This is a genomic window from Mucilaginibacter sp. SG538B, assembly GCF_013376065.1.
In the GTDB taxonomy this organism is placed as follows: Bacteria; Bacteroidota; Bacteroidia; order Sphingobacteriales; family Sphingobacteriaceae; genus Mucilaginibacter; species Mucilaginibacter rubeus.
Genome location: NZ_JABMJI010000004.1, coordinates 247,917 through 269,733, shown reverse-complemented (window position 1 = coordinate 269,733; position 21,817 = coordinate 247,917). Strand labels below are relative to the sequence as shown.

Annotated in this window: 31 protein-coding genes; 3 read left to right on the top strand and 28 right to left on the bottom strand. The window is 41.6% G+C overall.

Annotated features, from left to right (window positions below; translation table 11 throughout):
- Positions 1-76: 76 nt before the first annotated feature.
- Entirely contained in the window at positions 77-649 is a 573-nt protein-coding gene (locus FHW88_RS22145) for an REP-associated tyrosine transposase (RefSeq protein WP_176627933.1), read from the bottom strand.
- A gap of 130 nt (positions 650-779) precedes the next feature.
- Here FHW88_RS22145 and FHW88_RS22140 point away from each other — a divergent pair, with 130 nt between their 5' ends.
- Positions 780-983, top strand: coding sequence for a hypothetical protein (locus FHW88_RS22140; RefSeq protein WP_176627932.1), 204 nt, complete (start codon positions 780-782; stop codon positions 981-983).
- A 42-nt stretch (positions 984-1,025) separates the two neighbouring features.
- Here FHW88_RS22140 and FHW88_RS22135 read toward each other — a convergent pair whose 3' ends face one another.
- From FHW88_RS22135 to dnaK, 4 genes are all read right to left on the bottom strand, one after another.
- Positions 1,026-1,955, bottom strand: a complete 930-nt coding sequence (locus FHW88_RS22135; RefSeq protein WP_090529196.1) for a bestrophin family protein — start codon at positions 1,953-1,955, stop codon at positions 1,026-1,028.
- Positions 1,956-1,986: 31 nt separating this feature from the next.
- On the bottom strand, positions 1,987-2,478 hold the full coding sequence (locus FHW88_RS22130; protein ID WP_090529199.1) for a hypothetical protein: 492 nt from the start codon (positions 2,476-2,478) through the stop codon (positions 1,987-1,989).
- A gap of 330 nt (positions 2,479-2,808) precedes the next feature.
- The gene (gene leuS, locus FHW88_RS22125; RefSeq protein WP_176627931.1) at positions 2,809-5,613 is read right to left on the bottom strand and encodes a leucine--tRNA ligase; all 2,805 of its coding nucleotides are present in this window, start codon (positions 5,611-5,613) and stop codon (positions 2,809-2,811) included.
- A 430-nt stretch (positions 5,614-6,043) separates the two neighbouring features.
- Entirely contained in the window at positions 6,044-7,945 is a 1,902-nt protein-coding gene (dnaK, locus tag FHW88_RS22120) for a molecular chaperone DnaK (RefSeq protein ID WP_090529206.1), read from the bottom strand.
- Positions 7,946-8,203: 258 nt separating this feature from the next.
- Here dnaK and FHW88_RS22115 point away from each other — a divergent pair, with 258 nt between their 5' ends.
- Positions 8,204-8,494, top strand: coding sequence for a hypothetical protein (locus tag FHW88_RS22115; RefSeq protein ID WP_121808811.1), 291 nt, complete (start codon positions 8,204-8,206; stop codon positions 8,492-8,494).
- Between the two features lie 468 nt (positions 8,495-8,962).
- The gene (locus FHW88_RS22110; protein WP_176627930.1) at positions 8,963-9,457 is read left to right on the top strand and encodes a GNAT family N-acetyltransferase; all 495 of its coding nucleotides are present in this window, start codon (positions 8,963-8,965) and stop codon (positions 9,455-9,457) included.
- Positions 9,458-9,568: 111 nt separating this feature from the next.
- Here the strand turns inward: FHW88_RS22110 and rplQ are convergent, their stop codons facing one another.
- The 23 genes from rplQ to rpsC form a co-directional block, all read right to left on the bottom strand.
- Complete coding sequence (rplQ, locus tag FHW88_RS22105; protein ID WP_176627929.1) at positions 9,569-10,120, bottom strand: 50S ribosomal protein L17; 552 nt, start codon at positions 10,118-10,120, stop codon at positions 9,569-9,571.
- 159 nt (positions 10,121-10,279) lie between these two features.
- The gene (locus FHW88_RS22100; RefSeq protein WP_090529218.1) at positions 10,280-11,272 is read right to left on the bottom strand and encodes a DNA-directed RNA polymerase subunit alpha; all 993 of its coding nucleotides are present in this window, start codon (positions 11,270-11,272) and stop codon (positions 10,280-10,282) included.
- 178 nt (positions 11,273-11,450) lie between these two features.
- Entirely contained in the window at positions 11,451-12,059 is a 609-nt protein-coding gene (gene rpsD / locus FHW88_RS22095; RefSeq protein WP_090529221.1) for a 30S ribosomal protein S4, read from the bottom strand.
- 67 nt (positions 12,060-12,126) lie between these two features.
- Positions 12,127-12,516, bottom strand: coding sequence for a 30S ribosomal protein S11 (rpsK, locus tag FHW88_RS22090; protein ID WP_090529224.1), 390 nt, complete (start codon positions 12,514-12,516; stop codon positions 12,127-12,129).
- 142 nt (positions 12,517-12,658) lie between these two features.
- Positions 12,659-13,036 carry a 30S ribosomal protein S13 gene (gene rpsM, locus FHW88_RS22085; protein WP_090529226.1) on the bottom strand — a complete coding sequence of 126 codons (378 nt, stop codon included), beginning with the start codon at positions 13,034-13,036 and terminating at the stop codon, positions 12,659-12,661.
- A gap of 99 nt (positions 13,037-13,135) precedes the next feature.
- Complete coding sequence (gene ykgO / locus FHW88_RS22080; protein WP_022833269.1) at positions 13,136-13,252, bottom strand: type B 50S ribosomal protein L36; 117 nt, start codon at positions 13,250-13,252, stop codon at positions 13,136-13,138.
- 4 nt (positions 13,253-13,256) lie between these two features.
- On the bottom strand, positions 13,257-13,475 hold the full coding sequence (infA, locus tag FHW88_RS22075; protein ID WP_022833270.1) for a translation initiation factor IF-1: 219 nt from the start codon (positions 13,473-13,475) through the stop codon (positions 13,257-13,259).
- Between the two features lie 64 nt (positions 13,476-13,539).
- Positions 13,540-14,331 carry a type I methionyl aminopeptidase gene (gene map / locus FHW88_RS22070; protein ID WP_090529229.1) on the bottom strand — a complete coding sequence of 264 codons (792 nt, stop codon included), beginning with the start codon at positions 14,329-14,331 and terminating at the stop codon, positions 13,540-13,542.
- A 6-nt stretch (positions 14,332-14,337) separates the two neighbouring features.
- Complete coding sequence (gene secY / locus FHW88_RS22065) at positions 14,338-15,681, bottom strand: preprotein translocase subunit SecY (RefSeq protein ID WP_090529231.1); 1,344 nt, start codon at positions 15,679-15,681, stop codon at positions 14,338-14,340.
- A 5-nt stretch (positions 15,682-15,686) separates the two neighbouring features.
- Complete coding sequence (rplO, locus tag FHW88_RS22060; protein ID WP_090529235.1) at positions 15,687-16,133, bottom strand: 50S ribosomal protein L15; 447 nt, start codon at positions 16,131-16,133, stop codon at positions 15,687-15,689.
- A gap of 4 nt (positions 16,134-16,137) precedes the next feature.
- A complete protein-coding gene (gene rpmD, locus FHW88_RS22055) occupies positions 16,138-16,317 on the bottom strand; it encodes a 50S ribosomal protein L30 (RefSeq protein WP_022833274.1) in 180 nt (59 codons plus the stop codon).
- 6 nt (positions 16,318-16,323) lie between these two features.
- Entirely contained in the window at positions 16,324-16,842 is a 519-nt protein-coding gene (rpsE, locus tag FHW88_RS22050) for a 30S ribosomal protein S5 (RefSeq protein WP_090529238.1), read from the bottom strand.
- 12 nt (positions 16,843-16,854) lie between these two features.
- Positions 16,855-17,205, bottom strand: coding sequence for a 50S ribosomal protein L18 (gene rplR / locus FHW88_RS22045; protein WP_090529241.1), 351 nt, complete (start codon positions 17,203-17,205; stop codon positions 16,855-16,857).
- Positions 17,206-17,210: 5 nt separating this feature from the next.
- On the bottom strand, positions 17,211-17,768 hold the full coding sequence (gene rplF / locus FHW88_RS22040; protein ID WP_090529244.1) for a 50S ribosomal protein L6: 558 nt from the start codon (positions 17,766-17,768) through the stop codon (positions 17,211-17,213).
- Positions 17,769-17,785: 17 nt separating this feature from the next.
- Positions 17,786-18,184: a 30S ribosomal protein S8 gene (rpsH, locus tag FHW88_RS22035; protein ID WP_090529247.1), complete on the bottom strand. Its 399-nt coding sequence runs from the start codon at positions 18,182-18,184 to the stop codon at positions 17,786-17,788.
- A 148-nt stretch (positions 18,185-18,332) separates the two neighbouring features.
- Complete coding sequence (gene rpsN, locus FHW88_RS22030; protein ID WP_090529250.1) at positions 18,333-18,602, bottom strand: 30S ribosomal protein S14; 270 nt, start codon at positions 18,600-18,602, stop codon at positions 18,333-18,335.
- Positions 18,595-19,158 (bottom strand): 50S ribosomal protein L5, encoded by a 564-nt coding sequence (gene rplE / locus FHW88_RS22025; RefSeq protein ID WP_090529254.1) that lies wholly within the window; start codon positions 19,156-19,158, stop codon positions 18,595-18,597. The genes rpsN and rplE overlap by 8 nt, the downstream gene beginning before the upstream one ends.
- Positions 19,158-19,487, bottom strand: coding sequence for a 50S ribosomal protein L24 (gene rplX, locus FHW88_RS22020; RefSeq protein ID WP_090529257.1), 330 nt, complete (start codon positions 19,485-19,487; stop codon positions 19,158-19,160). Before rplX ends, rplE begins: the two co-directional genes overlap by 1 nt.
- Position 19,488: 1 nt before the next feature.
- Positions 19,489-19,857 (bottom strand): 50S ribosomal protein L14, encoded by a 369-nt coding sequence (gene rplN, locus FHW88_RS22015; protein ID WP_090529260.1) that lies wholly within the window; start codon positions 19,855-19,857, stop codon positions 19,489-19,491.
- 1 nt (position 19,858) lies between these two features.
- On the bottom strand, positions 19,859-20,113 hold the full coding sequence (gene rpsQ, locus FHW88_RS22010) for a 30S ribosomal protein S17 (RefSeq protein ID WP_090529263.1): 255 nt from the start codon (positions 20,111-20,113) through the stop codon (positions 19,859-19,861).
- Between the two features lie 20 nt (positions 20,114-20,133).
- The gene (rpmC, locus tag FHW88_RS22005) at positions 20,134-20,343 is read right to left on the bottom strand and encodes a 50S ribosomal protein L29 (RefSeq protein WP_090529266.1); all 210 of its coding nucleotides are present in this window, start codon (positions 20,341-20,343) and stop codon (positions 20,134-20,136) included.
- A 124-nt stretch (positions 20,344-20,467) separates the two neighbouring features.
- Complete coding sequence (gene rplP / locus FHW88_RS22000) at positions 20,468-20,890, bottom strand: 50S ribosomal protein L16 (protein WP_090529269.1); 423 nt, start codon at positions 20,888-20,890, stop codon at positions 20,468-20,470.
- 50 nt (positions 20,891-20,940) lie between these two features.
- Positions 20,941-21,813 carry a 30S ribosomal protein S3 gene (gene rpsC, locus FHW88_RS21995; RefSeq protein ID WP_090529273.1) on the bottom strand — a complete coding sequence of 291 codons (873 nt, stop codon included), beginning with the start codon at positions 21,811-21,813 and terminating at the stop codon, positions 20,941-20,943.
- Positions 21,814-21,817 lie beyond the last annotated feature (4 nt).

Below are 21,817 nucleotides of genomic sequence, written 5' to 3'. Positions count from 1 at the left end.
GAACTAAATAAAATACCCTTGCGCTCGTTTATAACGAGTGCTTAACATGGGTTTACGTTTGTAACGTAAATCCATGTTAAGCTTTCACGGAGATAAATCCCCTCTCCAATAAAGTCACTTCCAATAGTCCCCGTTCCCCGGCATAGTTAATCGCCGAGCTATATATGTAATGTTCAGGATAGCTTACTATTTCTGCCCGTACGGGATTATCATGAATGTAATCCAATTTTTGAAAAAGTATGTCTTCCCGGTCGCACTCAATTGAATGATAGCCATCCCGCCACACTTTATAATTTTGTATCCGATCATCAAACCTTGCATTATATTGAAAGCGATATAACATCCAATCCCTCCGGCTTTCATTCTCTTCTTTTATTAGTTTAATGATTTGTTTGTTGGTATGTTTTTTAAAGTCCCGAATAATATCGGGTAATCTTACAGGATGCTTTGCCGACACCAACAGATGGAGGTGGTTTGTCATCAGGCAAAATGCATATATCTCTAACCCTTTGCTTTTTTGGCAGTAAATAAGAGAGTCAATGAGGAGTTGTTTATAAGATGGCCTGATAAATATATCAACCCAATCAACTATTGTAAATATTACAAAGTGAATTTCCTCATGGTTTCTAACTCTGTATTGATGCGACATTGATGATAAGTGTTTAAGCTAAATTAATGATCGTGCGATACAATCGCAAAACCATGTTAATCGCTCGTTGCAAACGAGCGCAAGAGTATTAATTAATTGGTAAATTTGCTCATCCATAAAACCATTGCTCATGAAGACTGAAAAATCAGAAAGCCCATTTGGTAAATTGGGCAACCCTGCTCAGCGTGCGTTGGCTAATGCGGGCATAACATCCTTGCTTGAATTATCAAAACTTACCAAGAAAGAGTTTTTGCAGTTGCACGGTGTCGGCAAAAGTTCGGTGCCGATAGTGAAGGAGAAGATGAAAGAAGAAGGTTTAGGCTTTAGGGAATAAAATAAGTGAACCCCTGTGCCTTCCCGCACAGGGGTATAAAGCTTACAGTATATAATATACGTTTGCTTTAGCGGCAGTTGATACTGCTGCTTTTTCACTCTCATGTTTATCGTTAAGCATCTGCTTTAAATCGCGTTCAATAGTTTGCGATATGGCAGTTGTTGGGGTATCTGTCGGTTTGTTTTCAAACGGGTCCTGCAGGTGGATGGCCATTTTCTCTACCAGTAAAAATGCTGCCGCTATAGCTATGATCAGCGGTACTTCAAACATGCCGAAGAATTCGATGAGGCCAAATGGCAGCAATATGATAAACAGGTACAGGCAAAAATGGATGTATAAGCTGTATGTAACCGGGAATACCGTGTTCTTGATCCGCTCGCATTTGCCCATAGCATCGCACAGGCGGTTAAGCGTGCCATCTATCTGCACTTGCTGGTAATCATTAAGCCATCCATTTTTATAAGCCAGTTTTAGGTCAAGTCCGTGCAGTTTTAGCAAGCTGTTGGGCATGTTTGTAAAACGATGAGTGAATTTTACTTCTTCGTCAACCAGCAGGTGGCCGTTTTTAGCATATGGATCTTGCTTGCGTAATGATTGGCTTAAGCCATGGCACCATGCTATCTGCCTGTAAACAAACCGTTTTTTGAAACCTTCTATTTCTTCACATGTGGCATTATCGCCATCTAAAAAAGTGATCAACTCGCGCACCAGCGATCTTGAATCGTTCACTATAGCTCCCCAAATGCTCCGGGCTTCCCACCAGCGGTCGTAGGCCTGGTTTGAACGAAATGCCAGCAGCAAGGATATGATGGTAGCCAATATGGCCGGCACAGCAATTGGGATTGAAATGCGGTACTCAGGCAAAAAACGATGGAATAAGGCTATAGCTACAGCATACACGGCAACCAGTAACAATTCATTCTTTATTTTGCCTACCACATATTTTACCGGGATATTTTCTTTTAGTAACATAGATAGTTGTTTTAAATGATTTTAATAAATATTAAACCTCCAGCAGCTCATGCTCTGCTTCGGCATTAACTATGATTAAAGGCTGTTTAACCTCAGCTTTAAGGGTAATTATTTTATACCCGCTCCGTTGCATCAATATGGTAGGGTCAAAACTGTTAGGTGTTAACCTTGCATAGCTGTGGTTTTCGGGCATGGCAATCAGGCCTGTCTCTTTTTCTTCGAGATAGTTTTTAAATACAGCCACCGTGTTGCCATAAAAAAAATCGGGGGTGATGTTTTCTATCCGGTCTGCATAGTCATTCTTCAGCATAGTACAACCGGCGTAAAATTCATCGCTGATGAGCTGATATTCCCTGCTTCTGCGGGATAATAATAGCAGATCGGATATAGAGTCGGACAATTGGAGGAAATGAACGAGCGATATATTGAGCTTTTGATCCGGATAGCGCTCTGCCAAAACAGGTATAATGTTTAATGATGATAAGGTGAAATCAGACGGGATGATAATGTTTAATGTTTTCATGATGATACCTTTTTTGTGTTTACTACTGTTTGTTGATACAATAGTCGGTACCGGGCATTAAAACGGTTTAAGAAAGAAATTAGAATGTGATTAGAATTTTCAGGATGTCATCGGGATAATTTGTACGTTAGGGCGATAGAAAAATCCTATATACCCTGCCAAGGGCTATACAGGGCGGATAAGATTTCCTACCCCTTCATCGCCCGTTCCCGCCTTTCGAAGTGTTTCGGATTTGATATCTTTATTTCAGGTAATAAAAAAAGCCCTGGCCTTGCGTTGCAAAACCAGGGCTGGAAATCCTAAAAGCCCCCCTTTAAGGAGCAGACGGGTTTAAACCACCATATTCACAATCCTGCCTTTTACTACAATCAGTTTTTTAGGGGTTTTACCATCCAGGTATTTTTGTACATCGGCATTAGCCAAAACAAAGGCTTCTATTTCTTCAACATCAAGGCTTAACGAGATGCTTAGGTTCATTTTCATTTTACCGTTGATTGAGATTGGGTAAGCAAACTCATCTTCAACCAAATACTCGGCATTAAATTTAGGGAAAGGTGCATATGATAAAGTACCATCAGCATTACCCAATAACGACCAAAGTTCCTCGCAAATGTGCGGCGCATAAGGCGACAGGATGATCACCATATCCTGCAATATCGCACGGTTGTTGCATTTCAAATCGGTTAATTCATTAACAGCGATCATGAAGCTGGATACCGAAGTGTTAAACGAGAAACGCTCGATATCTTCTTCAACCTTTTTAATGATCTTATGCAATGATTTCAGCTCGGCTTTTGACGGAGCGGCATTGTTTACACCAAACTCCCATGCATCATTATGGAACAACCTCCAGAATTTACGCAGGAATTTGAAAACACCCTCAATACCATTGGTATTCCACGGTTTGCTTTGCTCCAGCGGACCTAAGAACATCTCATACATCCGTAAGGTATCGGCACCAAAGCGGGTTGCTATATCATCCGGATTTACAACGTTGTAATACCGTTTCGACATTTTTTCAACTTCGACGCCACAGATGTATTTGCCGTTTTCCAGGATAAATTCAGCATCTGCAAATTCAGGTCGCCATTGTTTAAACTTGGCAATGTTTAATACTTCGTTTTCAACAATGTTAACATCAACGTGTATCGGCGTAGTTTTATGTTCTTTGATCAATCCGTGCGATACATAGGTGTTGGTACCTTTGCCTTCCTCGTCAATCAGCCTGTAAACAAAATTACTACGGCCCTGGATCATGCCCTGGTTGATTAATTTTTTGAAAGGCTCTTCCTCAACAACCAGGTCAAGGTCTTTCAAAAACTTATTCCAGAAACGGCTGTACAACAGGTGACCCGTTGCATGTTCACTGCCACCGATGTACAAATCAACGTCTTTCCAGTATTCAATAGCCTCGCGCGATGCAAACTCCTTATCGTTTTGGGCATCCATATAACGGTACCAGTACCAGCTTGAGCCAGCCCAGCCCGGCATGGTGCTTAGCTCGTAAGGCAAACCACCTTCATATTTCCAATCCTCTGCCCGACCTAACGGCGGTTCGCCGGTTTCGGTGGGGAGATATTTATCAATTTCGGGCAATAGTAATGGCAAGTGGCTTTCATTAATTAAATGAGGTAAACCCTCTTTAAAGTAAACCGGCACCGGCTCGCCCCAGTAACGTTGACGACCGAAAATGGCGTCACGCATCCTGAAGTTAACTTTGGCTTTACCGGCATTGATCTCTTCCAGTTTGGCAACCACCGCGGCAGTTGCTTCTTTGTAAGCTAAGCCGTTGATAAAATCAGAGTTGATGTAGGTGCCTTCTTTAGTTGGGTCGGCTTCAGTTTCGATATTTTGAATATCGATGATCGGCACTATCGGCAAATTAAAATGCTTCGCGAAAAGGTAATCTCGCTGATCGCCTGATGGTACGGCCATAACCGCGCCCGTTCCGTATCCTGCCAAAACATAATCGGCAATCCAGATTGGAATTTGCTGCCCATTTAACGGGTTAAGCACATAGCTGCCGGTAAATGCGCCTGATACAGTCTTGGCATCAGCCATCCTGTCAAGCTCCGATTTCTTTTTGGTTTGAGTAATGTAAGCTTCAATTTCTGCCTTTTGCTCAGGTGTAGTTAATGCAGAAACTAATTCATGCTCAGGAGCAATTACCAAGAAGGTAACACCGAAAATAGTATCAACCCTTGTGGTAAACACTTCGATGAAGTCGGTATCCAAAACAGCGTTATGACCTGATTTATCTATCGGGAATTTAACTGAAGCACCAGTACTTTTACCGATCCAGTTCCTTTGCATTTCTTTCAAAGGCTCGGGCCAGTCGATATTATCAAGGCCTTGTAATAACCTTTCGGCATATGCGGTAATGCGCATGCTCCATTGGGTCATTTTCTTTTGTTCAACGGGGTAGCCGCCACGCTCGCTAAAGCCGTCTTTTACTTCGTCGTTTGCCAATACGGTACCAAGAGCGGGGCACCAGTTTACGGTACTTTCGCGCAGGTAGGTAAGGCGGTATTTTAACAATTCGGACTGCTGTTCTTCATTGCTGAACGCTTTCCACTCATCGGCAGTAAAACTTAAAATTTCATCATCACAAACGGCATTGATACCGGCAGAGCCTTTTGTTTCAAAATGTGCAACCAACTGATCAATTGACTGGGCTTTGTCGGCATCTTTATTATACCAGCTGTTAAACAACTGCATAAAGATCCATTGGGTCCATTTATAATAATCGGGAGAGCTGGTACGCACCTCGCGGCTCCAGTCGAACGAAAAGCCGATCTGGTCCAACTGGCGACGATAGGTTGCAATATTATCTTCGGTAGTTATAGCAGGGTGCTGACCGGTTTGTATGGCGTATTGCTCGGCCGGCAGACCAAAGCTATCATAGCCCATAGGGTGCAATACGTTAAAGCCTTTTAAACGTTTGTAGCGTGCAAAAATATCAGAAGCGATATAGCCCAGCGGGTGCCCAACGTGCAGGCCTGCCCCAGACGGGTAAGGGAACATATCCAGCACATAATATTTGGGCTTACTGCTTTTGTCTTCGGCTTTGAAGGTTTGGTTTTGTGCCCAAAACTGCTGCCATTTTTGCTCTATCTCTTTAAATTGGTAGTCCATTTTATGTTTTACGCGTATGAGGTTGCGAAATTAAGCATTTCCCTATTAGTTTAGTAGTTATTAATGGATTAGTTGACGGTTAATGGCGTCTTTTTAAATAATTTGCTATGGAGTTTAACCTTTCAGGGGCTTTTGCATATTTAGGTTAACGCACAAAATTAATCAATCTAAAATTTCAACAGGATGAGTCTCCGGAGTTAAAACCGCTCTTTATGTCTCGTCCTAAAAAAGTTTACAGATTTTAGTGTAGTGTTCTTAGGTATTTACGGAGGCCATAAATACGTAGCGCAGCTGGGGCTTACGTTGCTTTATATTATGATCAGTTATGGCTCCGCAGGTCCCTCCTACTCTGCAACCAGGCAATATCTCCCCACAAAAAAAGCCCGGGATGGAATTAACCAAACCGGGCTTTTCATTATATAAAAACTTATTATTTCACTTCTTCAAAATCAACATCTGTTACAGTGTCAGAGTTGTCTTGCGCGCCTGCACCGTTATCACCGGCACCTGGTGCGCCTTGAGCACCTTCGGCAGAAGCTTTGTACATATCTTCAGATGCAGCAGTCCAGGCAGTGTTAAGCTCGGTTTGTGCAGCTTCGATAGCGTCAAAGTTTTTAGCTGAATAAGCCTCTTTCAATTTAGCTAAACCAGCTTCGATAGGTGCTTTTTTATCAGCAGGGATCTTATCGCCGTACTCTTTCAATTGTTTTTCAGTCGAGAAGATCAGGGCATCAGCAGCGTTCAGTTTTTCAACTTCTTCTTTTGCCTTTTTGTCAGCATCAGCATTAGCCTCAGCTTCGTCCTTCATCTTTTTGATCTCGGCATCAGTTAAACCTGAAGAAGCTTCGATACGGATTTTTTGCTCTTTACCTGTAGCTTTATCTTTTGCAGATACGTGCAGGATACCGTTAGCATCAATATCGAAAGTAACTTCGATTTGTGGTACGCCACGAGGTGCTGGCGGAATGCCATCCAGGTGGAAACGACCTATAGTACGGTTACCCGCAGCCATTGGGCGCTCACCTTGTAATATGTGGATCTCAACTGAAGGCTGGCTGTCGCTGGCGGTTGAGAAAGTTTCAGATTTTTTAGTAGGGATAGTAGTGTTTGACTCGATCAATTTAGTCATTACACCACCCATGGTTTCGATACCTAATGAAAGCGGGGTAACGTCAAGCAATAACACATCCTTAACCTCACCGGTTAATACACCACCCTGGATAGCAGCACCGATAGCAACAACTTCATCAGGGTTAACACCTTTTGAAGGAGCTTTACCAAAGAATTTTTGTACAGCTTCCTGGATAGCAGGGATACGGGTTGAACCACCTACCAAAATCACTTCGTCGATATCAGAAGTGCTTAAACCGGCATTTTTCAAAGCTGATTTACAAGGCTCAATAGTACGTTTGATCAGGCTATCAGCTAATTGCTCAAATTTAGCACGGGTTAATGTTTTAACCAAGTGCTTAGGCATACCGTCAACTGCAGTAATGTATGGCAGGTTAACTTCAGTTTGAGCAGAGCTTGATAACTCAATTTTAGCTTTCTCAGCCGATTCTTTTAAACGTTGTAAAGCCATTGGGTCTTTACGCAGGTCAATGCCTTCGTCGTTTTTAAACTCGTCGGCTAACCAGTCAATAATTACCTGGTCAAAGTCGTCACCACCTAAGTGAGTATCACCATCGGTAGCTTTTACTTCAAATACACCGTCGCCTAATTCCAATACGGATACGTCATGAGTACCGCCACCGCAGTCAAACACAACTATCTTCATATCTTTATGAGCTTTATCAAAACCGTAAGCTAATGCAGCAGCAGTAGGTTCGTTAATGATACGGCGTACTTTTAAACCGGCAATTTCACCAGCTTCTTTAGTTGCCTGGCGCTGAGCGTCGTTAAAGTAAGCAGGAACGGTAATAACCGCTTCGGTTACTTCGGTACCTAAGAAATCTTCGGCAGTTTTCTTCATTTTCTGAAGAATCATTGCAGAAATTTCTTGCGGGGTATATTTACGGTCGCCAATTTCAACACGAGGAGTGTTGTTGTCACCTTTAACTACTTTATAAGGTACACGTGCCGCTTCACTTGTAACTTCACTAAACTGGTTACCCATAAAGCGTTTAATTGACGAAATGGTTTTTGTAGGGTTTGTGATAGCCTGACGTTTTGCAGGATCACCAACTTTACGTTCGCCATTATCAATAAAAGCTACTACAGACGGCGTAGTACGTTTACCCTCGCTGTTAGCTATAACAACAGGCTCGTTACCTTCCATTACAGCAACGCAGGAGTTTGTTGTTCCTAAGTCGATTCCAATTATTTTAGACATATATGATTGTTTTTTCTTTTTGATTTATTGTTTACTTACCATTGCTGTTTATCAATGCCTGTGCCAATATGCCAATGGCAGTAAAAATTGCCTGTAATTGTCAGTTCATGAACAAGGCGGCAGAATAGCTTACTTTGTGATGACAGGTTGGCAGGACCGTTTGAGGTTAAAGGCGAAAGGTTGAAGGCAAAAGTTATTGTGTGGTTTGCTAATTGGCAGGATATCGTTTAACTTAAAACACGTAATTATAACACCGTTATGAAATATATCAGGGAGGGTAACAATAAATTCGGAACAGTACTTTATACTATCGATGGCAGTTATGTGCGGAAAGGCCAGGGCAGGTTTGGCGATATTTTATATACCATAGATGGCAAAATAGTAAAAAAGGGGCAAGGGATGTTTGGCGATGTGGTTTGCAATATTGATGACAACCTGATCAGGAAAGGCCGGACCCTTTTTGGCGACGTGCTGTATAATATTGATGGCAACTTTGTTCGGGAAGGTCGTAGCCGTTTTAATGATATCAAGTTTTATATTGATGAGTGATGGTGAGTATTGTCTGAACCGAAATTTATTGAATTAAAGAATTGACAGAATACTAATCAAATTCGATCATTTTTTTTATTCATTTAATTCGGGTTCATACAAAATCAGCGAAACAAACTGCAAACTGCCACCTCAAATTTGCCAACTGATATGGGCGTTGCCTGCGGCCGGGCTATGCACTCATACTGCACAGGCATTAGCCACAGGCCGGTATCCGCTACTATCCCTAACGCACTTTTCGGTTTTATAAATTGTTAAAGGCTTTTAATTAAAATCCTTACCTTTATATCAACTAAATAAACGCCTCTGTTATTCAACAAACCCAACAGGCTAATTACCGTGCCTGGAATTGCATAACAAACAGCCTTATCTAAAGGCTGTGCCTTCACTTTAAAAAAGCGAACTGGTTTTTTATTGTTATTTAATTCCAAACACAAAATGTTTTCTATACAATCACAACGGTTACAAATGATACCGTTAACTCACGCACAATTATTATTGCTTAAACAAAACCGTAAGCTGCTGGAGCTATCATTAGGCTTAACTCCTTCAGCTATGCTGATCGATCCGTTATACATCAAAGAAATTGATGATGCCTTCGATAATTTCTGGCTGCCTAATACGCTCGCCTTCCCGGATAAATACCTATGGTATACTGGCTGGGAGATCGTTCTTAAAAGCACCAATACTGTCATTGGCGGCATGGGTTTTGCCGGCTATCCTAATGATGCCGGAGAAGCCGAGATTGGTTATATGATCGACGCTAACCAACATAACAAAGGCTATGCTACAGAAGCTTTACAGTTGCTTTCGCAATGGGCATTTACACATGAATTTGTGAAAGTTATCATAGTGCACACTTATGCAGATAACCTGCCATCGCGAAGGATATTGGAAAAGTGTGGTTTCACTTTGATGAATGATGTTGAATGCTTATTGACTTATAGCCTAAATCGCGAGTAACAGATTAGGGAATTGCCATGCTTTAACCTAAATCGGTAGTTAATTACATAAAAAAACGGCACCGATCATAGATCAGTGCCGTTTTTTGTATCTGTTAAACCGAATAATTAATTATTCGCCTTTTTCAGCGTTTTCTTCGTTTTCAGAAGGTGCAGGTGCTTCAGCAGCCGGCTCTTCTTTAACGTCTTCAACTACTACAGCTTCTTCTGCAGCTACTGGAGCAGCAGTTTTAGCTTTTGCGCCAGAACCACCACGACGACGGGTTGATTTCTTAGCAGGAGCAGCAGCGTCAGCACCGTAAACAGTGTTGTAATCAACAAGCTCGATGATTGCCATTTCAGCGTTATCACCTAAACGGTTTTCTAACTTGATGATACGGGTATAACCACCCGGACGGTTAGCAATTTTTTCAGCGATTTCGCGGAAAACGATTGATGTAGCATCTTTATCCTGCAGGTAGCTGAATACTGTACGACGTGAGTGCGTAGTATCGTTTTTTGATTTTGTTAAAAGTGGCTCAACATAACCGCGTAAAACTTTTGCTTTTGCTAATGTTGTAGTGATACGCTTGTGTAAAATAAGCGAAGATGCCATGTTAGCCAGCATCGCTTTGCGGTGGCTGGTAGTACGGCCTAAGTGATTGTTTTTGTTTCCGTGTCTCATTGTTTTATATATTTCACGTGCATACCGTTGGGCGATAGGCTCAAGCCCTCGGAATTATGCTTTCGCTTAATGTTTGCAACAAGAATCAAGAGTCAAGAAATCAAGAGGCAAGATCTAAAATCTATCTTGCCTCTTGCTTCTCGCAGTCTTGCTCCTCTATTATTCTTCGTCTAACTTAAATTTAGACAGGTTCATGCCAAAAGATAAGCCTTTTGATTTAACCAGGTCCTGGATTTCAGTTAATGACTTTTTACCAAAGTTCCTGAATTTCAACATGTCAGCAACATCGTACGACACCAGGTCGGCCAGGCTGCGGATATCAGCAGCTTTAAGGCAGTTAAGGGCACGTACAGAAAGGTCAAGATCAACCAATTCGGTTTTAAGGATCTTGCGCATGTGCAGGATCTCTTCATCCACTTCTTTGGTTTCTTCTTTAGCTTGTGCTTCAAGCATCATGTTTTCATCACTGAACAGCATAAAGTGCTGGATCAGGATTTTAGCTGCTTCTTTCAAAGCATCTTCAGGGTGGATCGAACCATCGGTAGCAATATCCAATACTAATTTCTCATAGTCGGTTTTTTGCTCAACACGATAGTTTTCGATGGTATATTTTACGTTTTTGATCGGCGTATAGATCGAGTCGATAGCGATCACACCTACGTTAGCATCAGGATTTTTATTTTCCTCGCTTGGTACGTAACCACGGCCCTTGCCTACAGTAAGCTCAACTTCAAGCGTTACAGCCGGGTCCATATTGCAAAGTACCAAATCAGGATTTAATACAGTAAAGTTGTTAGAGAATTTGGTGATATCTCCTGCTTTAAATGCATCCTGGCCATTTACAATAACAAATATTTTCTCGCTGTCGCCAGATTCACCTGTTTTCTTAAAACGAACTTGTTTAAGGTTCAGGATGATCTCGGTTACGTCTTCAACAACACCTTTGATGGTTGAAAATTCATGCGTTACTCCCGAAAAACGAACAGAAGTAATTGCATAACCTTCAAGTGATGAAAGTAAGATACGACGCAGAGCATTACCAATGGTTACACCAAAACCTGGTTCTAACGGACGAAATTCAAACGTACCATCAAAATCATTTGCTTTTTGCATGATAACCTTGTCTGGTTTTTGAAATGCTAAAATTGCCATTTATATCCTTTATTTATTGTTTACTTGATAATTGATTTGAGATATGGGATTTGAGATGTGAGATTTACTCTGCTGTTCAAACGCTTATTCAAATCTTTTGTTTGTGATTTGCATATATACGAAAACCAGAAATGAGATTTGAAAAAACTCTCAAATCTCACATCTGATATCTCATATCTTATTTAGAGTACAACTCGACGATCAGGTTTTCCTTGATGTTTTCAGGGATCTCATCGCGGTTAGGATAGTTAAGGAATTTACCTGTAAGGTTGTTCGCATCCCACTCTAACCAGCTGTATTTGTTGATTCTTCTACCGGCTACTGAAGTAGTGATAGCCTCTAATGATTTAGATTTTTCACGTACCGCAACCACGTCACCAGCCTTCAATGCATATGAAGCGATGTTTACAACAGCACCGTTAACAGTGATGTGTTTGTGGTTAACCAATTGGCGAGCTGCCGAACGTGTAGGAGCAATACCTAAACGGAAAACAGCGTTATCTAAACGTGCTTCCAGGAATTTCAACAGGTTTTCGCCTGTGATACCTTCTTTAGCAGAAGCGCGGTGAAATAAGTTTTCGAACTGACGCTCTAATACACCATAAGTGTATTTAACTTTTTGTTTCTCTTGCAACTGAGTAGAGTACTCTGATTGCTTTCCACGGCGTTTTGAAGCACCGTGCATGCCCGGAGGATAGTTTTTACGTTCTAACGCTTTGTCCGGACCGAAGATCGGCTCACGGAAACGACGGGCAATTTTGGATTTTGGTCCTGTATATCTGGCCATTTTTGTGTGTTCTTAAAGTATCATGCAGCCTGCAGCTGCCGAATCTTAGCTTTAAAAAATATGTTAATTAAACTCTTCTTCTTTTTGAAGGACGGCAACCGTTGTGTGGAAGCGGTGTAATATCTTTAATCGTAGTTACTTCGATACCTGCAGTTTGCAAAGTACGGATAGCTGACTCACGACCGGCACCTGGGCCTTTTACAAATACTTCAACTTTACGTAAGCCTAAGTCATAAGCAACTTTACCGCAATCGGCAGCAGCTTGTGAGGCAGCGTAAGGAGTATTCTTTTTTGAACCTTTGAAACCCATTTTACCAGCTGATGACCAAGAAACTGCCTGGCCTGTTTTGTTGGTAAGGGTGATGATGATGTTGTTGAAAGTAGCATTGATGTGTGCTTCGCCAACAGGCTCAACAATCACAATGCGTTTCTTGGTTACTTTTTTAGCTTTAGCCATTTTTTTAATTTTTGAATTAATGAATTACTGAATTAGCGAATAATCCGGACCCATTAATTATACTGTCAAAATGAGGTATTCCTGATGATTTAAAGGTTATCAAGCGGTAATTAACCAATCTCTAACCTCTAAGCACCAATCACTATTTAGTAGCTTTTTTCTTGTTAGCAACTGTTTTACGTTTACCTTTACGGGTACGTGAGTTGTTTTTAGTACGCTGACCACGTAATGGTAAACCTTTACGGTGACGTGTACCGCGGTAACAACCAATATCCATCAAACGCTTAATGTTAAGCTGCACTTCTGAACGTAACGCACCTTCAACCTTAATTTGGTCGTTAATAATTCCGCGTATAGAAGATAATTGCTCATCGGTCCAGTCTTGTACTTTGATATTAAAATCAATACCAGCCTCAGTCAAAATTCTTTGAGCTGTTGAGCGGCCAATACCGAAAATGTAAGTAAGTCCGATTTCTCCTCTTTTATTCTTTGGTAAATCAATACCTGATATCCTTGCCATATTGTTTATTTAGTGATTTAGTGACTTAGTGATTGGGTGAGTTTTAAATGCTGATAAATTCAACAACTCACTAATTCACTAATTCAAAATTAATTTTTCTTAGCCCTGGCGTTGTTTAAACTTCGGGTTCTTCTTGTTAATAACGTAAAGTTTCCCGTTACGGCGGATGATCTTGCAATCAGCGCTGCGCTTTTTGATGGATGCTCTAACTTTCATCTTTTTATTTATATCTATAGGTTATTCTACCCTTTGTTAAATCGTATGGACTCATTTCCAGCTTCACCCTGTCGCCAGGAAGAATTTTGATGTAGTGCATACGCATTTTGCCCGATATGTGCGCTATAATCTCATGACCATTTTCAAGTTCAACTCTGAACATTGCATTTGACAATGCCTCTCTAATTGTACCGTCTTGCTCAATCGAAGATTGTTTAGCCATATTTTGTTGATTATTACTTAATTATCCGCCCTAAAACCGGGATGCAAAATTAATAAAAAATTATTTAATTATTATTTTTTTCTTTTAAAACATTTTCTACGTAATCAAACGTCGATAAAATGTCTGGAGTACCTTTTCGTACCGCTACTGTATGCTCATAATGTGCCGAAGGTTTCTTGTCAGATGTTGAAACTGTCCAGCCATCATCCCAAAACTTAACACCGGCACGGCCGGCATTGATCATGGGCTCAATGGCTATCACCATGCCTTCTTCCAGTTTGATACCGGCACCGCGTTTGCCATAGTTAGGTACTTCGGGCTTTTCGTGCAGCTTTAATCCTACACCATGGCCAACAAGTTCCTTTACTACACCAAAGCCGTTCTTTTCGGCATGCTCCTGTACCGCGTATCCTATATCACCAATACGCATCCCTACAACCGCCTTTTCAACACCCAGCTTTAAGCATTCCTGCGTTACACGCATCAGCTTTTTAACCTGGTCGTTAACTTCACCAATGGCAAAGGTATAAGCCGAGTCGCCGTAGTATTTATTTAAAACAACGCCGCAATCAACTGATACCAGGTCGCCCTCAGTTAAAACATGCGATCCGGGGAAGCCGTGTACAACCTGGTCATTCAGGGAGATACACAGTGAATAAGGAAATCCGTGATAGTTTAAAAAGGCAGGAATCCCGCCGTTGTCCCGTATAAAGGTTTCGGCAAGCTTATCCAGTTCAATTGTTTTAACACCCGGAGCAATAACCTTAGCTATCTCTCCGAGTGTTTTTGAAACAAGTAAAGAACTTTCTCTTATGAGTTCTATCTCTTCGACAGACTTATAATTGATTTTTGACATTGCTAATTAAATCGCTGTCGGACTGGTACCGGCAGCGGCAGGCATAGCTGTACGTCCCTTAATCCGTCCGGTTTTCATTAAACCATCATAATGGCGCATCAACAGGTGACTTTCTATTTGCTGTAATGTATCCAAAACAACACCCACCAGGATGATCAGCGATGTACCGCCGAAGAACCTTGCGAATACCGGAGATACACCAACCAAACTGGCCAATGCCGGGATGATTGCTATAATAGCCAGGAATACTGATCCTGGTAAAGTGATCTTTGAAATTACGCCATCAATAAACTCTGCAGTAGTACGGCCTGGTTTAATGCCCGGGATAAAGCCACCATTCTTCTTCATATCATCGGCCATTTGGTTAGGATTAACCGTAATGGCGGTATAGAAGTAAGTGAACAGGATGATCAATATCCCAAACAACAGGTTATGCTCCCATGAGTTATAGTTAGCTAAAGCTATCAATATACCGTTTGATGATACGTTAGGGAAAAACTGCGATACAGTTTGCGGGATAAACATCAATGCCTGAGCAAATATGATTGGCATTACACCTGCAGCATTAACCTTTAAAGGTATATACTGGCGTACACCGCCATATTGTTTGTTACCCACAATACGTTTAGCGTATTGTACCGAAATTTTACGTGTTCCCTGTACTATCAGTATAGTAAACATTACTACACCAATAAGACCTACGATCTCCACAATGAAAGCAATTAAACCACCGGCACCGCCATTACGCGAAACGAACTCGGTAGTAAACGCCATTGGTAACTGAGCAATGATACCCACCATAATAATAAGTGAGATACCATTACCGATACCTTTATCGGTGATCTTTTCGCCTAACCACATTACAAATAATGTACCTGCCGTTAACACAAACGTGTTAATGAAGATAAAGGTAAAAGGATCGGCAATAGTCCTTGCATCAGCAGCAACCTGCGACTTAAGGTAACCTATAGCCTGTAAAAAGGTAATACCTATTGTCAGGTAGCGGGTCCATTGGTTAAGCTTGTTGCGACCGCTTTCACCTTCTTTTTGCAATTTGGTAAAATACGGAACGGCAATACCCAGCAGTTGCACCACAATTGAAGCCGAAATGTAAGGCATAACACCTAACGCGAAAATAGAGGAACGTGAAAACGATCCTCCTGCAAACATATTCAGCAATCCTACTAATCCTTCTGCCTTTTGAGTTGATGCTACCGCGGCGTTAACGCCCGGTAAAACCACGAATGAGCCTACACGATATATTAAAAGAAATAAGAGTGTGTTAGTAATACGCACTCTCAGATCTTCGATTTTCCAGATATTGGATAATGTGGTGAAAAATTTCTTCATCGAAATTATAACTTAACTATGGTACCACCTGCAGCTTCAATAGCTTTTTGAGCTGTAGCAGTAAATGCATGTGCTTTAACTTCTAATTTGGCAGTAAGCTCACCACGACCCAGGATCTTAACCAGGTCGTTACGTGATACCAAACCGTGCTCTTTCAAAGTATCAAAATCAACAGCAGTAAGCGAAAACTTTGTTACTAATTCCTGAAGTACGTCAAGGTTTACACCTGTGTACTCAACACGGTTAGGGTTTTTAAAGCCCACTTTAGGCACACGGCGCTGTAAAGGCATCTGACCGCCTTCAAAGCCTACCTTGGTGCTGGTACCTGAACGTGAACCGGCGCCTTTGTGGCCACGGGTTGACGTACCGCCACGGCCAGAACCTGTACCACGGCCAATTCTTTTTCTATTTTTGGTTGAACCTTCTGCAGGTTTTAAATTACTTAAATTCATGATATTAAATATTTTCAACCGCTACCAGGTGGTTCACTTTCCTAACCATCCCAACTATAGCAGGTGTAGCCTCAACTTCCACACTGTGGTTAATTTTACGCAAGCCTAAAGCCTCGATTGTTTTTTTCTGGCGTTCCGTTCTGTCGATCACGCTCTTAATCTGTGTTATTTTGATCTTAGCCATGACTGATTATCCGTTAAATACTTTACCTAAACTAATTCCGCGCTGTTGTGCTACTGTATTTGCATCACGTAACTGGGCTAATGCCGATACGGTTGCTTTTACCACGTTGTGCGGGTTTGATGAACCTTTTGATTTTGCCAATACGTTGTGTACACCTGCCGATTCTAATACGGCACGCATAGCACCACCAGCAATTACACCGGTACCGTTAGCAGCTGGTTTAATGAAAACAAAACCACCGCTAAATTTACCAATTTGCTCATGAGGTACAGTTCCGTTAATGATTGGAACTTTTACCAGGTTCTTTTTAGCATCATCAATGCCTTTAGCAATAGCTTCAGTTACCTCTTTAGCTTTACCTAAACCGTAACCTACAACACCGTTTTCATCACCTACTACCACGATAGCAGAGAAGCTGAAAGTACGGCCGCCTTTGGTTACTTTGGCAACACGCTGTATGCTTACCAAGCGGTCTTTTAATTCGATCTCGCTTGTTTTTACTCTTTTTATGTTGATTGTTGACATTTCTCTTTTCGATTAAAAGTTTAAACCACCTTCACGTGCACCTTCGGCCAATGACTTAACACGGCCATGGTACAGGTAACCGTTCCTGTCGAAAACCACATCTTTAATACCTGCAGCGATAGCTTTTGAAGCTACCAGTTTGCCTACAGCTACTGATTGATCTGATTTTGTACCTTCAGCGGCAAAATCTTTTGATAAAGATGATGCTGAAACTAAAGTTTTACCGGTTACATCGTCAATGATCTGCGCATAAATACCTTTATTACTTCTAAATACTGACAGGCGGGGACGTTCTGTTGACCCTGAAAGGCGTTTCCTGATGCCTTTTTTAATCCTGTCTCTTCTTGATAGTTTAGCTCCCATGACGATTATTTTTTAGATGCTGATTTACCTGCTTTTCTTCTCAAAATCTCGCCCTGGAACTTGATACCTTTACCTTTGTAAGGCTCTGGTGCGCGTAATGAACGGATTTTAGCTGCTACCTGGCCAATTAACTGTTTGTCAATTGATTCAAGGATGATGGTTGGGTTTTTACCCTTATCAGCAGTGGTTGTAACTTTAATTTCTTGCGGTAATTCAAATACATAGTGGTGAGAGAAACCCAACACTAAATCTAATGTATTACCGGTATTGGTGGCACGGTAACCTACACCCACTAATTCCTGGGTTACTTTGTAACCTTCGGTTACACCAATTACCATGTTATTTAAAAGCGCGCGGTATAAACCATGTAACGCTTTGTGACGTTTTTGATCAGACGGGCGTTGAACCAGTAACTGACCGTCTTCCTGTGCAATAGTGATATCGCTATCAATTGCCTGTTGCAACTGGCCTTTAGGACCTTTTACGGTAACAACATTATCTGCTGAAACTGTAATGGTTACTCCCTGTGGCAGTGCTATCGGTGCTTTTCCTACTCTTGACATTGCTTAAATTTCTTCTGTTAATAAACGTAGCATAAAACCTCACCACCAACATTTTGCTGACGAGCTTCTTTATCAGACATAACGCCTTTAGAAGTTGACAGGATGGCGATACCTAAACCATTTAATACACGTGGCATGTTTTCCATACCTGCGTATTTCCTCAAACCTGGTTTGCTGATGCGCGAAATGCTGCGGATAGCAGAAATTTTAGTTATCGGGTGGTATTTCAAAGCAACTTTGATAGTGCCCTGAGGACCATTATCCTCAAACTTATAATTTGCAATGTAACCTTTGTCGAAAAGCACCTTAGTGATTTCCTTCTTCAGATTTGATGCAGGAATTTCAACAACCCGGTGGTTGGCTTTAATAGCATTCCTTACTCTTGTAAGATAATCTGCGATTGGATCTGTATTCATTTTATTGTGTTATGACGGTGGTTTCCTTCCGGTAACATCCCGGGCGACCTTCCATCGGTTAATTCATTCATTTTAAGCTCAATGCATAAAGCAAAAAGCCTAAAGCTTTTATGCCTTACGCTTTTCGCCTTTTGCTTTCAGCTTTTGCTTACCAGCTTGCTTTTTTTACTCCCGGGATCTTGCCTTCAAGAGCCATTTCACGGAATGTAACACGTGAAATGCCAAACTGACGCATATAACCACGAGGGCGGCCGGTTAATTTGCAACGGTTGTGCAGTTTTACCGGTGATGATGCTTTTGGTAATTTATCTAAAGCAGCGTAATCGCCAGCTTCTTTTAAAGCAGCTCTTTTTTCAGCGTATTTAGCTACTAATTTTGCGCGCTTTACTTCACGTGCTTTTACACCTTCTTTAGCCATTGCTATTTTGATTTTTAAATGGTAAACCAAATTGTTTCAACAACTCCAATGCTTCAACATCGTTTGTTGCGGAGGTTACAAAGGTAATATCCATACCTTGGATTTTATTGATTTTGTCAATATTTATCTCAGGGAAGATAATTTGCTCAGTAATACCTAATGTATAGTTGCCGCGGCCATCAAAACCTTTATCGTTGATGCCTTTGAAGTCACGGATACGTGGCAGGGCTACAGCGATTAAACGATCCAAAAACTCGTACATTGTGTTGTCACGCAGGGTAACACGTACGCCAACCGGCATATTTTTACGCAATTTAAAGTTTGAGATATCTTTTTTAGATTTTGAAGATACTGCTTGCTGACCAGTGATGGTAGTTAACTCGGTGATGGTGTTTTCGATCAATTTCTTGTCGGTAGTTGCACCACCTACACCCTGGTTAATGGCAATTTTCTCCAATTTAGGAACCTGCATTACGCTTTTGTACTGAAATTTATCTTTCAGTGCGGTGCGGATTTCGTCCTTGTATTTTGATTTTAATCTTGGTACGTAAGTCATTACTTAATTTCCTCCCCTGATTTTTTTGCTACCCTTACTAATTTGCCGGCGTCATTTTTTTGACGGCCAACACGGGTTGTATTACCTGTTTTAGGATCAACCAGCATTAGGTTTGAAATATGTATAGCAGCTTCTTGTTTAACAATTCCGCCGTTAGGGTTAGCAGCATTAGGTTTAGTATGTTTTGATACCATATTGGCACCTTCAACAATAGCCCTGTTCTTATCTACCAAAACCTCAACGATTTTGCCTTGTGATCCTTTTGAATCGCCGGCGATAACTTTAACCAGGTCGCCTTTACGGATCTTTAATTTTACTTTCTTTTCCATGTTACAATACCTCCGGTGCTAATGATACAATTTTCATAAATTGTTTCTCGCGCAGTTCCCTTGCAACAGGGCCAAAGATACGTGTACCTCTTGGCTCGTCCTGGTTGTTTAACAACACAGCTGCGTTATCGTCGAAACGGATATATGAACCGTCTTTTCTGCGGATCTCTTTTTTAGTGCGCACAACTACGGCTTTTGATACGGTACCTTTTTTCACGTTACCTGATGGTAAAGCGCTTTTTACGGTAACCACAATTTTATCGCCGATTGATGCATACCTTTTACCGGTACCACCCAATACACGGATCACTAAAACTTCTTTAGCGCCGCTATTGTCGGCTACTGTTAATCTTGATTCCTGTTGTACCATCTTATTTAGCCCTTTCTAAAATTTCAACTAATCGCCAGTTTTTGGTTTTGCTCAGCGGGCGGGTTTCCATGATCAATACTGTATCGCCTACGCCACAGGTATTGTTTTCATCATGAGCCTTGAATTTGGTAGTTTTCTTTACGAATTTACCATAGATAGGGTGTTTCACCTTACGCTCAACGGCCACAACAATAGATTTTTCCATCTTGTTGCTTACTACGAGGCCGGTACGTGTTTTTCTTAAATTTCTTTCCATTTTTACTAATGTTTAAAAAATTAATTCTTTTCAGAAGCGGCCGCCGCTTTACGTTTTGTTAATTCAGTATTTAACTGAGCAATTCCTTTGCGTACTTTGGTTATACGGGACGGGTTCTCAATAGCTGAAACTGCATGAGCAAATTTCAATTTGGTAAGGGTAGCCCTTTCCTCGCTGATCTTAGCAACAATCTCTTCAGTTGATAGGCCCAAAATTTCTGAGTTCTTCATTTTTCTTTGTTATTTGTTGTCTGTTGGTAAGTTTAAACGTTGTATTGTTTTTATTTGAATGGTGAAATTCGGCATCTAACTTCACAACATTAAAACTTTACAACTCTTCAACTAACTCCTCAATTTATGCTTCTACGTAATCCCTACGTACAATAAATTTAGTTTGCACCGGTAATTTCTGTGCTGCAAGGCGTAAAGCCTCTTTAGCAACTTCCAAAGGCACGCCTTCGGCTTCAAAAATGATCCTTCCGGGGCGTACTACCGCAACCCAGTATTCAGGAGCACCTTTACCTTTACCCATACGTACCTCTGCAGGTTTCTTGGTTACAGGTTTGTCAGGGAATATCCTGATCCAAACCTGTCCTTCACGTTTCATAAAACGTGTTACAGCGATACGTGCAGCCTCGATCTGACGGCTGGTAATCCATGCCGCTTCGAGTGATTTAACACCAAAAGATCCGAATGAAAGTTCAGCACCACGGGTGGCTAAACCTTTCATCCTGCCTTTTTGCATCTTTCTGAACTTCGTTCTTTTTGGCTGTAGCATTTTCTTAAGCTTTTATATCGTTATTCGATATTTGTCTTGTACTTTAATTATTATCTCTTACCTGGGCCACCCGGACGGTTTCCACCTTGTCCACCCGGACGGTTTCCACCTTGTCCGCCTGGACGGTTACCACCGCCACGACGATCGCCACCTGGTTTCCTGTCGCCACGACGCTCACCGCCGCGCTCGCCGCCTCTTTCGTTACCACGGCCACCAAAGCCTGGTGCACCGCCCTCTGGCCTGCCACCTTTGCCGCTTGCGCTGCTGGTACCGCCAATGTTTGGAGAAAGATCGCGTTTGCCATAAACCTCGCCTTTGCAGATCCAAACTTTAACACCTATTTTACCATAGGTAGTTAATGCTTCTGCTAATGCGTAGTCGATGTCAGCACGGAAAGTGTGCAAAGGAATCCTGCCTTCTTTATATTGCTCGCTACGTGCCATCTCAGCGCCGCCTAAACGGCCTGAAGTCATTACCTTGATACCTTCGGCACCCATACGCATGGTTGCAGCGATTGTGGTTTTCATGGCACGACGGAAAGAGATACGTGCTTCTAATTGTTTTGCAATGCCTTCTGCAACTAATTGTGCATCAAGCTCAGGACGTTTGATCTCGAAAATGTTGATCTGAACTTCTTTCTTGGTAAGTTTTTTCAACTCTTCTTTGATCTTGTCAACTTCCTGACCGCCTTTACCGATCACAATACCCGGACGGGCAGTGTGGATAGTTACGGTAATGCGTTTTAAAGTACGCTCGATAACTACTTTAGATACACCACCTTTAGCAATACGAGCTGAAAGGTATTTGCGGATTTTTTCGTCTTCAACTAATTTATCGGAGTAGTTGTTGCCACCGAACCAGTTAGAATCCCAACCTCTGATGATTCCTAACCTGTTACCTATTGGATGTGCTTTCTGTCCCATTTCA